The sequence below is a fragment of the Hydrogenophaga sp. 70-12 genome (assembly GCF_001897365.1).
Classification (GTDB): Bacteria; Pseudomonadota; Gammaproteobacteria; order Burkholderiales; family Burkholderiaceae_C; genus Hydrogenophaga; species Hydrogenophaga borbori.
Window position 1 is genome coordinate 1 of the sequence record NZ_MKSS01000183.1, and the last position, 12659, is coordinate 12659.

The 12659-nt window shown below is 70.7% G+C and carries 12 protein-coding genes; 6 read left to right on the forward strand and 6 right to left on the reverse strand.

What is annotated here, in order from left to right; all coding sequences use genetic code 11:
- The 6 genes from BGO22_RS11060 to BGO22_RS11085 all read left to right on the forward strand — a co-directional run.
- Positions 1-957, forward strand: a 957-nt coding sequence (locus BGO22_RS11060) for a chemotaxis protein CheA (protein WP_286850854.1), incomplete at its 5' end; no start/stop codon positions are given.
- A 2-nt stretch (positions 958-959) separates the two neighbouring features.
- Entirely contained in the window at positions 960-1892 is a 933-nt protein-coding gene (locus BGO22_RS11065; protein ID WP_083293360.1) for a CheR family methyltransferase, read from the forward strand.
- Between the two features lie 73 nt (positions 1893-1965).
- On the forward strand, positions 1966-2616 hold the full coding sequence (gene cheD, locus BGO22_RS11070) for a chemoreceptor glutamine deamidase CheD (RefSeq protein WP_116958538.1): 651 nt from the start codon (positions 1966-1968) through the stop codon (positions 2614-2616).
- 117 nt (positions 2617-2733) lie between these two features.
- Positions 2734-3831, forward strand: a complete 1098-nt coding sequence (locus BGO22_RS11075; RefSeq protein ID WP_286850857.1) for a protein-glutamate methylesterase/protein-glutamine glutaminase — start codon at positions 2734-2736, stop codon at positions 3829-3831.
- 25 nt (positions 3832-3856) lie between these two features.
- Complete coding sequence (locus tag BGO22_RS11080) at positions 3857-4387, forward strand: putative pterin-binding protein (RefSeq protein WP_070401125.1); 531 nt, start codon at positions 3857-3859, stop codon at positions 4385-4387.
- Positions 4384-6663, forward strand: a complete 2280-nt coding sequence (locus tag BGO22_RS11085) for an ATP-binding protein (protein WP_286850860.1) — start codon at positions 4384-4386, stop codon at positions 6661-6663. Before BGO22_RS11080 ends, BGO22_RS11085 begins: the two co-directional genes overlap by 4 nt.
- Positions 6664-6757: 94 nt before the next feature.
- Here the strand turns inward: BGO22_RS11085 and BGO22_RS11090 are convergent, their stop codons facing one another.
- From BGO22_RS11090 to BGO22_RS11115, 6 genes are all read right to left on the reverse strand, one after another.
- Positions 6758-7264: a hypothetical protein gene (locus BGO22_RS11090; RefSeq protein WP_286850862.1), complete on the reverse strand. Its 507-nt coding sequence runs from the start codon at positions 7262-7264 to the stop codon at positions 6758-6760.
- A 135-nt stretch (positions 7265-7399) separates the two neighbouring features.
- On the reverse strand, positions 7400-7834 hold the full coding sequence (locus tag BGO22_RS11095; RefSeq protein ID WP_286850864.1) for a universal stress protein: 435 nt from the start codon (positions 7832-7834) through the stop codon (positions 7400-7402).
- 29 nt (positions 7835-7863) lie between these two features.
- Positions 7864-8394 carry a response regulator gene (locus BGO22_RS11100; protein WP_286850866.1) on the reverse strand — a complete coding sequence of 177 codons (531 nt, stop codon included), beginning with the start codon at positions 8392-8394 and terminating at the stop codon, positions 7864-7866.
- Positions 8391-11042 carry a PAS domain-containing sensor histidine kinase gene (locus BGO22_RS11105; RefSeq protein ID WP_286850868.1) on the reverse strand — a complete coding sequence of 884 codons (2652 nt, stop codon included), beginning with the start codon at positions 11040-11042 and terminating at the stop codon, positions 8391-8393. Before BGO22_RS11105 ends, BGO22_RS11100 begins: the two co-directional genes overlap by 4 nt.
- The gene (locus BGO22_RS11110) at positions 11039-12040 is read right to left on the reverse strand and encodes an ABC transporter substrate-binding protein (protein ID WP_083293358.1); all 1002 of its coding nucleotides are present in this window, start codon (positions 12038-12040) and stop codon (positions 11039-11041) included. Before BGO22_RS11110 ends, BGO22_RS11105 begins: the two co-directional genes overlap by 4 nt.
- 132 nt (positions 12041-12172) lie before the next feature.
- A partial coding sequence (locus BGO22_RS11115; protein ID WP_286850871.1) for a sensor histidine kinase occupies positions 12173-12659 on the reverse strand: 487 nt, incomplete at its 5' end.

Below are 12659 nucleotides of genomic sequence, written 5' to 3' on the forward strand. Positions count from 1 at the left end.
ATGTCGGTGGTCTTCAACCGCTTCCCGCGCATGCTGCGCGACCTCGCCTCCAAGCTGGGCAAGAAGGTCGAGCTGGTGACGCAGGGCGAGTCCACCGAACTCGACAAGGGCCTGGTGGAGAAGATCACCGACCCGCTGACGCACCTGATCCGCAACAGCTGCGACCACGGCATCGAAATGCCCGAGGAGCGCCGCGCCAAGGGCAAGAGCGAGACCGGCACCATCACCCTGTCGGCCACGCACCAGGGCGGCAGCATCCTCATCGAGGTGCGCGACGACGGCAAGGGTCTGTCGCGCGAGAAGCTGCTGACCAAGGCCCGCGAGAAGGGCATCGACGCGCCCGATTCGCTGAGCGATCCCGAGGTCTGGAACCTCATCTTCGCGCCGGGCTTCTCCACCGCCGACCAGGTCACCGACGTGTCGGGCCGCGGCGTCGGCATGGACGTGGTCAAGAAGAACATCACCGCCCTCGGTGGCACGGTCGAGATCGACTCGGCCGAGGGCTATGGCATGCGCGTTTCGGTGCGCCTGCCGCTCACGCTGGCCATCATGGACGGCATGTCGGTGCGCGTGAGCGACGAGGTCTACATCCTGCCGCTGGCCAGCGTGATCGAGTCCTTCCAGATCAAGCCGACCGACATCAACACCATGGGGCAGAACGCCCGCGTGGTGAAGGTGCGCGAGGAGTACATGCCGGTGGTCGAGCTCGAGCAGATCTTCTCGGTGCCGCGCTTCGAGCACAACGCCGCGAGCCCCATCATGGTGGTGGTCGAGGCCGAGGGCCAGCGCGTCTCGCTGATGGTCGACGAGCTGCTCGGCCAGCAGCAGGTGGTGATCAAAAACCTGGAGAGCAACTACCGCAAGGTGCCCAACGTCTCGGGCGCCACCATCCTGGGCGATGGCAAGGTGGCGCTGATCCTGGACACCTCGTCCCTGGTTCGCCGCTCCAGGCATTGAACATGTACCCCACCGCGTCGCTGCGCGCCACCCCCCCAGGGGGGCAACACCTGCGGCCCGGCAAAGCCGGCTCCGCGGTGTTCCCCGGCTCGGCCTCGGCGCTCGTCGCGACCGAGGAAGGCCCCGTCGCCGAAGGCCGCGAGTTCGTCTGGTCCGACGCCGACTTCGCGCGTATCAAAGCGCTGATCTACAAGAAGGCCGGCATCAGCCTGCACGACGGCAAGCACGCCATGGTCTACAGCCGCGTCTCGCGCCGCCTGCGCGAGACCGGGCACGCCAGCTTCAAGGACTACATCGATTGGCTCGAGCGCCACGACGGCGCCGAGTGGCAGGAGTTCATCAACGCCCTGACCACCAACCTCACGGCCTTCTTCCGCGAGTCGCACCATTTCGACGCCCTGGCCCAGCTGCTGCGCGCCAAGCCCACGCACGCCTGGCGCATCTGGTGCGCGGCCGCCTCCACCGGCGAGGAGCCCTACTCCATCGCCATGACCTGCGCCGAGTCGCTGGGCGCCAACGGCCAGTACGAGATCGTCAACAGCGATATCGACACCAAGGTGCTCGCCGCCGCGCAGCGCGGCGTCTACAAGACCGATGGCAACAAGGGCCTGTCGGCTGAGCGGCTGCAGCGCTTCTTCCTGCGCGGCAAGGGCGCCAACGCTGGGTACATGCGCGTCAAGCCCGAGCTGCAGAAGCACCTGAGTTTCCAGCCGGTCAACCTGATCCACGAGCTGCCGCTGCGCGAGACCTTCGACGTGGTGTTCTGCCGCAACGTGATGATCTACTTTGACGCGCCCACGCAGCGCGCCGTGCTCGAGCGCATCCACCGCGTGATGCGCCCGGGCGGCACCCTGTTCGTGGGCCACGCCGAGAACTTCAGCGACGCGCGCCACCTGTTCGCCCTGCGCGGCAAGACCGTCTATGAGCGCCTATAGCCCTGCCCGGTCCAACGCGGCGGGCGCCGCCGGCCTGGTCACGCCCCTGACGCCCCTGACACCGCTGTCGAAGATGGCGCTGCCGCGCGTGACGCCGGCCGCTGGCGTGGTCTCGCGCGTGGACCAGCTCAAGGCGCGCACGCCCAAGCCCGGCGAGGCCTCCTTCTTCTTCCATGAGCCGCACTTCCGCAGCGACGCGGTGAAGGTGCTGCCCGGCGAGTACTACGTGAGCACCGAGGACCTGGTCATCATGACCGTGCTCGGCTCGTGCATCGCCGCCTGCATCTGGGACCCGTCCGTGCGCGTGGGCGGTATGAACCACTTCATGCTGCCCGAGGGCGGCAGCGACTCGGGCGGCCGCTATGGCTCGTACGCCATGGAATTGCTCATCAACGAAATGATGAAGCTCGGCGCGCGGCGCGAGACCATGCAGGCCAAGGTCTTCGGCGGCGGCCAGGTGATGAGCAGCTTCACCACCATGAACGTGGGCGAGCGCAACACCAAATTCGTGCTCGACTACCTGCAGACCGAACGCATCGCCGTGGTATCCAAGGACGTGCTGGACATCCACCCGCGCAAGGTCTGCTTCTTCCCGGTGACGGGCAAGGCCATGGTCAAGCGACTGGCCCATGCCCAGCCCGAGACGCTGGAAACGCAGGAACGCAAGGGCAGCGCGGCCGCCGTGGTCAAGAGCACCGCCGGCGGCTCCATCGATCTTTTTTGACACGCACCCCCGCCGCGCTTCGCGCGTCCCCCCTCAAAGGGGCGACACCCGAGGCCCGGCAAAGCCGGTTCCTCGGTGCCCCTGGGCCAGGTACCGGTCTTCGAGAGGAAGTTTGAGATGGCCAAGACGAGAGTGGTGGTGGTGGACGATTCGGCGCTGGTGCGAAGCCTGCTGGCCGAGATCATCAACCGCCAACACGACATGCAATGCGTGGGCGCCGCGAGCGACCCGCTGGTGGCGCGCGAGATGATCCGCGAGCTCAACCCCGACGTCATCACGCTGGACGTGGAGATGCCTCGCATGGACGGGCTGGAGTTCCTCTCCCGCCTGATGCGCCTGCGCCCCATGCCGGTGGTGATGGTGTCCACGCTGACCGAACAGGGCGCGGAGATCACGCTGCGCGCGCTGGAGATGGGCGCGGTGGATTTCGTGGCCAAGCCGCGCATCGGCGTGAGCCAGGGCCTGAGCGAGCTCGCGGGCGACATCGTGGACAAGATCCGCGTGGCCGCCGCCGCGCAAGTGCGCCGCCTGAGCGCGCCCGCGCCCACCGCGCCGAACACCACCGGCGCTGGCGCCGCCGCCCCTGCGCGCCCGGGCGTGCCGCTGCCGCGTCTGTCGACCGAGAAAATCATCTGCATCGGCGCCTCCACCGGCGGCACCGAGGCCATCCGCGAAGTGCTGGTGCCGATGCCGGCCGACGCGCCCGCCATCGTCATCACCCAGCACATGCCGCCGGGCTTCACCACCAGCTTCGCCACCCGGCTGGACGGTCTGTGCAAGATCAGCGTGGCCGAGGCGCGCGACGGCCAGCGCATCCTGCCCGGCCACGCCTACATCGCGCCAGGCGGACGCCACCTGCGCATCGACCGCAGCGGCTCAAACTACGTGGCCGTGGTGGAAGACACCGAACCGGTGAACCGCCACCGGCCCTCGGTGGAGGTGCTGTTCAAGTCCGCCGCGCGCGTGATCGGGCCGAACGCCATCGGCATCATGCTCACCGGCATGGGCGCCGACGGCGCCAGCGCCATGCGCGAAATGAAGGACGCGGGCAGCTACAACTACGTGCAGGACGAGGCCAGCTGCGTGGTCTTCGGCATGCCGCGTATGGCCATTCAGCACGGCGCGGCGCACGAGGTGCTGCCGCTCAACCAGATCGCGCTGGCGGTATTGGCCCGCCTCGCGAACGCACCAGCCGGTGTGCGTCATCGCATCTGATGCCAATGCATACCCTGGAGCCCCCATGTTCCGTTTCACCTCTTGCTCGCGCCGCCTGGCGCTCGGGCTCGGCCTGGCGGCCGCGCTGACCACCCTCTCGCCGCTGGCCAACGCCGACGGCCTGCCCGAGCCCAAGGGCCGGGTGATCCTCACCATCAGCGGCCACATCGGTCAGCCCAACAAGGGCAAGGACGCGGTGTTCGACATGGCCATGCTCGAAGCGCTGCCCCAGCACAGCTTCACCACCCGCACGCCCTGGTACGACCGGCCCGTGAAGTTCACCGGCCCGCTGCTGTCCGACCTGCTGGACGCGGTGAAGGCCCAGGGCGGCACGGTCAGCGCGACCGCGATCAACGACTACACCATCCGCATTCCGGTCGCGGATGCGAAGGAACAGGGCGCCATCGTGGCCCGCCTGCTCGACGACCAGCCCATGGCGGTGCGGGACAAGGGGCCGCTGTTCGTGGTCTACCCATTCGACAACAAGGCCGAGCTGCGCACCTCCACCTACTACGAGCGCTCGATCTGGCAACTCAAGCGCATGAGCATCGAATGAACAGCCCGCCCAAGGGCTTTGCCGCCTGGGGCATGCGGCAATGGAGCCTGGTGGTCATCGCCCTGCTCGCGCTCACGCTCATCCCCCTGGGCCTCATCCAGTGGCGCCAGTGGCAGATGCTGCAGGACACGGACACGCGCCAGGTCGACTCCATCATGTGGCAGGCCTACCAACTCGAACGCGAGCTGTCCCGGCTCGATGGCGTGCTGCTGGAAGCCATGGACGGCTCACCCGCGGTGCTGCCCGACGACCTGAGCGAGCGCTACGAGGTTTTCCTCAGCCGCATCCGGCTGCTCAGCGACATTCCCCGTCGCGACCTGCTCGACGCCTGGCCCGGCTTCAGCGCGGTGCTGCACGCGATCGAGGGCTTCCAGCGCGAAGCGGAGCCCGCGTTCAAGGACCCGAACGCCCTGCTCAAGGACAGCGCCGCGCTCGACCGCCTGCACACCCAGGCGACCGCCCTCAGCCCCTTGCTGAACGAGCTGACGCAGGCGGCCAACCGCGCGGTGGCCCGCTTCGTGGACGAGCGCAACCAGCAGCTGCGCCACCAGAGCCTGTTGCTCATTGCCCTGGCCGGGCTGCAGGTGGGCGTGATGCTGCTGTTCGTGGCGCTGCTGGTGCGCCACATCCGCCAACAGTCCCGCCAGTTCGCGCGCCTGCAACAGCTGAGCCAAGAGCTCGCCACGGCGCGCGACCAGGCCGAGGCGGCCAACCACGCCAAGAGCGTGTTCCTGGCCAACATGAGCCACGAGATCCGCACCCCCTTCCAGGGCGTTCTGGGCATGCTCAAGCTGCTGGAGGACACCCGCCTGAGCGGCCAGCAGCGCGACTTCGTGCAGACGGCCTCGGACTCGGCCCTGCACCTGCTGAGCGTGGTCAACGACATCCTGGACGTGTCCACCATCGAATCGGGCACGCTCAAGCTGTCGCCCACGGCGGTGAACCTGCCGGCCATGGCCGACGAGGTCGTGAGCCTGCTGGAGCCCCTGGCGCGCGACAAGGGCGTGGCCCTGAGCTGCCTGTGCGACGAGCGCCTGCCCCCCTGGGTCACGGCCGACGCCACGCGCGTGCGCCAGATCCTGCTCAACCTCGTCAACAACTCGGTGAAGTTCACGGCCCAGGGCAGCATCGAGGCCATCCTGGAGCCCGACACTTCGCTGCCCGACGGCATCCGCATGACGGTGCAGGACACCGGCATCGGCATGGACGAGGCCACGGTGGCCCAGCTCTTCACCCGCTTCTACCAGGCCGACAACTCGCTGCGCCGCCGCGTGGGCGGCTCGGGCCTGGGCCTGGAGATCTCCCGCACGCTCGCGCGCATGATGGGTGGCGACATCACGGTCCGCAGCACGCCCGGCCAGGGGTCGGTCTTCGTGGTCACGCTCAGCCTGCCGCGCACCGAGGCCCCGGCCGAGGCCGCCCGCGGCGTGCCGTTCGAGGACGATGAGGCGTGGGAAAACCGCCGCCGCGCCCCCATTCGCCGCCTGCGGCTGCTGGTGGCGGAAGACCACCCGGTCAATCTGAAGTACCTCAATCTGCTGGTCGAGCGCATGGGCCATGCAGCGGTGTTCTGCGAGAACGGCTTCGAGGCCCTTCAGCTGCTGCACAACGAGCGCTTCGATGCCGTGGTGCTCGACTACCACATGCCGGTGCTCGACGGCATCGCCACCACGCGCGAAATCCGCCTGCTGCCTGGCGAGGCCGGGCAGGTGCCCGTGATCATGGTGACGGCCGATGTGGTCAACGACACGCGCAAGCTCGCGGCCGAAGCCGGCGTCACACAGTTCGCGCCCAAGCCCCTGCAAGAGGCCGATCTGCGGCGCGCCCTGCGCCGCTGCGGCCTGCTCGGCGAGGCCGCCGATACCCAGCCCGCCCCGCTGATGCCCCTGCCGCGCGCGGGACGTGAACCGCATCAGCTGATCGATGCCGACATCTACGGCCAACTGGCCGCCATGATGCCCCGCGAAACCCTTCTGGAACTGCTGGACATGCTGTTCGAAGGGGAGGAGGCCACGGTGCCCGAACTGCAGGCCGCGCTGAATGCGGAGGACGTGGCCCAGGTCGTCTACCACGCGCACCGGCTGAAAGGCTCGGCCATGCTGCTGGGCCTGAAGGCCCTGGCGAACGTGGCCGCGCGCCTCGAGAAGGCCGGGACGGCAGGCGACGTGCGCGCCCTGGGGGCCCTGCGCGAGACACTGGACGAGGACGTGCGCGACACCCAGGCGGCCCTGCACGCCTTCCCCCCCACCGAGACCGAGGAACTCGCCACCCACTGAAGCCGGGCGCGCAAGCGCGGTGGCGGGGGGAAGGCGGAGGGGCGGCGGCCCAACGGCGCCGCGGCCGGGCACGGCCCGCGCGCGCTGGGCGGTGCTAGACCCGCCGGTTCACGTGGCTGCCGGCCGGGTCGCGCGCCACGGCGGGGCCTTCGTAGGCATCGAGCGATTTCGAGCGCGCCGCGCTCGCGGCCTCCGGGGCGCGCGCCGCGTCGGCCTCGCGCTGCAGCGCCTGCTCCACCACGGTGGCGCTGGCGTCCCAGACCTGGCGCAGGGTCTGGCGCAGTTGTTCGACGGTGTCGCGCTGCGCCTCCTGGCGCAGGCGCGCACGCTCCAGCTCCTGGGCGCGCAGCTGCGCCTCGGCCTCGCGCTTGAGGGCCAGTTCGGTGGCCTGGCGCACCGGATCGCCAGGCGCGGTGTCCACCGCCGGCGCGCGCGCCGAGGCCTGGGGCGGCTGGCGGCCCGGCCCCTGCTGCAGGCTGGCCTGCGTGTCGCGCGCGGCCGGCGCCGACGGCGCCACCGCCACCACGGCGGGCACCGAGGCGGCCACCGGCGCGGCCGTGCTGGACCAGGAAACGGAAGAAGTCGGTTGGGACGGGATCATGGGCACCCCCAATGATTCGGTCGCCGGGCGCAGACAAGCCCGGCGTTCTGAACACCCTATCGGCGGAATTGGGGGTGACTTGAGGGGCTTTTCGAGCGATCGGCCGCGCCGCGACAGGCGGTTCGCGGCCCGGTCTCAGCCCGCGACCCGCACCACCGTGACCGGCACGCGCGCGTTCTGCACCAGGTCCAGCGTGACCGAGCCCAGCACGCGGTCGGCCAGGCCCGGCGCGCCGGCGCCCACCACGATGGCGTCCACGCCGTGGCGCTCGGCCAGGTCCAGCAGGGCCGGCCCCACGTCGCCCTGGTGCACCACCTCCACGTCCACGGCCACGCCGGCCGCGCCCAGCAGCTGCTGCGCGGGTTTGATCAGGTCGCGCCCGGCCTCCTCGGCCACGCGGTCCAGCACACCGGGGTCGCGCGCCACCACCATTTCGTACAGATTGGCGCCGGCCTGCACATTGGCCAGCACGCAGCGCGCGCGCAGGCCCCGGCCCACCAGCAACAGCACATGGCGCACGGCCGCCATGGCAGCGGGCGAACCGTCGATGGGAATGAGGATGCGCAACATGACCGTCTCCTTGCTGGCACCGGCCGGCCTCAGGGCCGGTAGGGGCGCTCGTTGAATACGCACCAGTACAGCTCGATGTGCCCGGCGACCTCGATGAACTTGTTGAAGCTGACTGGCTTTTCGATGTAAGAGTTCACGCCCAGATCGTAGGCCTTCCCGAGGTCGCGGTCATCCCGCGAGGACGTGAGCACCACCACCGGGATGCGGCGCGCCAGTTCGTGCCGCTTGAAGGCCTGCAGCACCTCCAGTCCGGTCATGCGCGGCAGGTTGATGTCGAGCAGCATGACCGCGGGCATGGGCTCGCCGGCCTCCCAGCGCGGCAGCCAGGCCATCGCCTCCTCGCCATCGCGCGCCACCTGGATCTGGTTGGCGAACTGGCGCTTGCTGAAGGCCCGCAGCGTGAGGTCCAGGTCCATGGGGTTGTCCTCGACCAGCAGGATGGGCGGCAAGGGACCGGGGCGCTTGAGGGTGCGAGCCGCCGCCGGGCCGCCCCCCGGCGGCTCAGCCCCCTCGGGGGGCAACGACCCGTGAAACGGCGGAGCGTGGGGGTCCTTGTTCATGCGGGGAACTCCAGGAAAAAGGTGGTGCCCTGGCCTGGCACGCTCTCGGCCCAGACGCGGCCGCCCATGCGCTGCACGGCCTTGGCCACCAGGGCCAGGCCGACGCCGGTGCCCGGGTAGTCCTCGGCGCGCTGCAGGCGCTGGAAGATGCCGAAGATGCGGTCGTGGTACTTCATGTCGAAGCCCACGCCGTGGTCGCGCACCCAGAGCCGGTGGCCGCCCTCCACGGGGCTGGCGCCGAGCTCGATGCGCGGCGGCTGGCCGGCGCGCGCGAACTTCAGCGCGTTGCCCACCAGGTTGCGCAGCACCACGGCCATGCCCTCGCGGTCCAGGCGAAGGCTCAGCGGCGGCAGCGCCAGCCGCACCTCGGCGCGGCTGCGTTCGATGTCGGCGCCGAACTCGTCGAGCACGCGCCGCACCGTGGCCTCCAGGTCCAGCGGCTGCGGGTCCATGGCGCGGCGTTCCATGCGCGAGTAATCCAGCAGGTCGTTGATGAGCTCGCTCATCTGCTGCACGCCGCGGCGGATGCGCCGCACGAAGCCGCGCTCTTCCTCGTTCAGCCGCTGGCCGGCCTCTTCCTCCAGCAGCTGGCTGTAGCCGTCGATGCCGCGCAGCGGCGCCTTGAGGTCGTGCGAGACGGTGTAGGTGAAGGCCTCGAGCTCGCGGTTGGCCGCGCTGAGCTGCTCGGTGCGCTCGCGCACGCGGTGCTCCAGCTCGGCGTTGGTGCGCTGCAGGTCGAGCTGGGCCCGCTTGAGGGCGGTGATGTCCAGCAGCGTGCCCGAGTAGCGCCAGCCACTGCCCTCGGGCGCGCGGTGGCGCGCCACGCTGGCGCGGAACCAGCGCTCTTCGCCCAGCCCCGGGTGGCGGCGGAATTCGGCGTGGGCCACACCGTCGCCCTCGGCCGGCGATTGCATGAAGCCGCGCACCCGGTCGCGGTCTTCGGGGTGCATGCAGTCCAGGTAGGCGTCCAGCGTGGGCAGTGGGCCGAGGGCCGGGTCGCGCCCAATGTTGCGGAACATCTGCTCCGACCACCACACCCGGCCGTCGGCCATGTCGAAGCGCCAGCTGCCCAGGCCGGCCAGGCCCTCGGCCTGTTCCAGCAGGCCCTTCTGCTCGTTCAGCGCCTCGCTGGCGCGCAGCCGGCCGGTCACGTCCTGGATGGTGGCGAACAGGCGGTGCAGCGTGCCGTCGGCCAGGCGCAGGGGGCGCACGTCGAGCTCCACGTGCACGATGCCGCCGTCGCCGCGCACGAAGCGTTTCTGCAGCTGGTAGCTGTCGATGTGGCCGGCGCGCAGGGCCTCGAACCGCTCGATGTTGCGTTCCCGGTCGGGCTGCGGTGTCATCTCGGCCCAGCTCATGCGCAGCACTTCCTCGCGCGGGCGGCCCAGGATTTCGCACAGGCGGTCGTTCACCTGCAGCCAGCGCTTGCTGTCGGGGTCGGAGATCGCCATGCCGATGAAGGGCAGCTCGTAGAACAGGCGCTGCACCTCGCTTTGCTCGCGCAGCGCCAGCTGGGCCTCCTTCTGCGCGGTGATGTCGAGCAGGATGCCGCTGATGCTGTCGATCTCCCCGTCGGGGCGGCGCGTGATCGAGGTGCGGTCGTCGATCCAGGCGTAGACGCCGTCGGCGCGGCGCAGCCGGTATTCCTGGCGGTACTCGTGCCGGCCGGCCGCCCAGTGCGCCGCGATCTCGGTGTTCATGCGCTCGACATCGTCCGGGTGCACGAGGTCGTCCCAGTCGATGGTCCCGCTCAGCAGGTCCTGGGCCTCGTAGCCCCATTGCGCCACGGCGCGGCTGAGGTAGGTCATGGGCCAGCCAGGCTGATTGGCCCATTCGATGACGACCACCGGGGAGCGGTCCACCAGGGCGTGCAGGTGCTGCAGCCGCGCCTGGTCGCTCTCCAGGCGCTCGGCCATGCGGTCGGCGGCGGCGCCGATCAAGGCCAACTCGTCGAAGCCCTGCAGGCCGGCGCGCGCCTGCAGGCGCCCCTCGCCCATGTCGGTGAGCGAGCGGGCCAGGTGCTCGGCGCGGCGGAACCACGCGAAGTGCAGCACCAGGCCCAGCGCGCCGGCCAGCGCCAGCAGCAGCAGGGTTTCGCGCAGCATCGCCTCGCGCAAGGCCGCGTGGCGCTGCGCCATCGGCACGGTGATGTCGACCAGCACCACCAGCCGGCGCCCATTGCTCAGCGGCACCGCGCCCACCAGTTCCTGGCCACCGACCCAGTAGCGCGGCACGATGGCCAGCGGGTCGAGCGCGCCGCGCGGCAGGGTGTCCAGGTAGAGCAGTTCGGGCCGGGCGGCGGCCACCTCGGCGAAATCGCGGCCGACGTCGGCGCGCGTGAGCGAGGCCAGCACCTGGCCGTCGGGCCGCAGCAGCCAGGCCGCGCGCATGCCCTTGTACAGGCCCATGCCGCCGACCACGCCGCGCGCGAACGGCAGGCTGGACGGATCGGCCTGCAGGTTCAGCCGGCTCTGTTCCACGGTGAGCCGCTCGCGCAGGCGCCGCGTCTCGGCCTCGGTCACCTCGGCCTCGACCTGGCGCATGCCGACCACGTACTTGGTGCCGGCCGTCAGCAGCGCGACCAGCGCCAGCAGCAGCGGCACCAGCCAGCGGCCCTGCGGCATCCAGCGACCGGCCTGTCCGATCACGGGTGCCCCACCACGCGCCGCAGGGCCGAGGTGTCGACCAGATCCACCAGCAGCGGCATGCGGCGCAGCAGGCCCACGTCCATGAGCGCGCCGCCCACCGAGCGCGCCCGCGCCTCCAGCGCCACCGAGGGGCCGGTGAGCTGCTCCAGTGACACGTCCAGCGGCATGAAGGCCACGTCCCGCAGCGCGCCCACGTACTCGAGGGTGCTCAGGCCAGTGCCGGGCGACAGCGCGGCGGCGGCGCGCGTGGCATCGGCGTGCACCTCGGCCAGCCCGGCGGCCCAGGCCCGCAGGAGTCCATCCACCGCCTCCGGGCGCGCGCGCAGCACGCTGGCGCGCACCACCATCACGTCGACCACCTCGCCCGAGATGGCGCGGCTGCTGAAGATGGGTCGGTAGCCGGCGGCGATCAGCGCGCCCGATAGCGGGGCATGGCTCACCGCGGCCGCCACGCGGCCATCGCGCAGGGCGTCCAGGTGGGCGTTGGCCTCCAGGTTGACCACCCGGACCTCGGCGCGCGTGAGCCCGGTCTTGCCCAGCATGCGCTGCAGCATGAAGGCCCCCACCGAGGTGTCCTCCACGGCCACCATCTCGCCGCGCAGGTCGCGCGGCGACTGGATGTCGCGCCGCGCCACCACCACGTCGGCGCCCTGGGAGGCATTGAGCAAGGCCACGATGCGCAGGTCCACACCCGCGTCCACCAGGCGCAGGGTTTCGTCCAGCGTGAGCGCGGCCGCGTCGAGCAGGCCGTTGTTGAGCGCGCGCTGGACCTCCGAACCCGAGGCCAGCTCCACCACCTTGACGCGCCCCGGGTCCACCAGGCCCCGCTCGCGCGCGAGCACCAGCGGATCGGCGCCCACGCGCATGTTCGTGCCCACGGCCAGGGGCGGCTGGGGAACCTCCATGCAGCCCGCCAGCAGCAGGAGAACGGCGCAGCCAGCGGCGCGCCCCATGCGCGCCAGCCAGGTTTTCGTGTGTCGGCCACCCTGATCGTTCATGCCCCGCTTCCGTATCAGCCCGCATTGTCGGCCGAGCTTGTCACTTTCTGAAACAAATCTCGCTAGGGAAGATACGCAGGCGTCGCGGGCGCCCGACGCGAGTACTTTCCACCGACGCCCGCGTGGCCCTGGTCAGGCCGGCGGCAGCGGCAGCAGCACCTCGAACACCGCGCCCTGGCCCGCGTTCGGGCGCACGGCGATCGTGCCGCCGTGGGCCTCGGCCACCTGGCGCGCCACCGCCAACCCGAGGCCGGTGCCCTCGTACTCGCTCTTGAGGTTCAGCCGCTGGAAGGGCTGGAACAGGCGGCCCGCGTGCTCGGGCGCGATGCCGATGCCGTTGTCACCGACCGAGACCTTCACGCGGCCGTCCGACAGGCAGGCGCTCACGCTCACCCGGGGCGCGCGGTTGCGCGGCACGAACTTCAGCGCGTTGGTCAGCAGGTTCTGGAACAGCAGCGAGAGCAGGCTGGCGTGCCCCGGCACCACGGGCAGCGGCTCGATGTGGAGCTCGGCGCCGGTCTCGGCGATGCGCGCGGCCAGGGCGTCGCGCAGCTCGGCCATCACGCGGTCCAGCGGCACCAGGGTGGGCTCGTCGGTCTCGCCGGCCTGCAGGCGCGCG